This is a genomic window from Neisseria sp. P0021.S006 (assembly GCF_051956895.1).
The window spans coordinates 1-485 of sequence record NZ_JBQCWZ010001139.1; the positions used below are offsets into that span (position 1 = coordinate 1).

Here is a 485-nt window from a genome sequence, read left to right on the forward strand (position 1 = left end):
TTATAAAATACATCTATGAGCAGAATCAAAGAGCTGTATTCCTTTTATTGTCAAGTGATACCGCCTCAAGTAACATTTAGGTTTTTCTAATCAAGCGGTATTTTTTATGACCACCACTCCCGCCAACGTTTTAGCCTCCGTCGACTTGGGTTCCAACAGTTTCCGCCTGCAAATTTGTGAAAACAACAACGGCCAGCTGAAAGTCATCGACTCCTTCAAACAAATGGTACGCTTTGCCGCCGGCTTGGACGAACAAAAAAACCTGAGCGAAGCCTCTCAAGAACAAGCCTTGGAATGTTTGGCAAAATTTGGCGAACGCCTGCGCGGATTCCAACCTGAAAACGTGCGCGTGGTGGCCACCAACACTTTCCGCGTCGCCAAAAATATCGCCCAATTCCTGCCCCGTGCCGAAGCGGCGCTGGGTTTCCCCATCGAAGTCATTGCCGGCCGCGAAGAAGCGCGTCTTATTTATACCGGCGTAGTGC

1 protein-coding gene is annotated in these 485 nt (G+C 49.1%); it reads left to right on the forward strand.

What is annotated here, in order from left to right:
- Positions 1-106 precede the first annotated feature (106 nt).
- On the forward strand, positions 107-485 hold a 379-nt coding region (locus ACTHUM_RS19145), incomplete at its 3' end, for a Ppx/GppA phosphatase family protein (protein ID WP_440403860.1).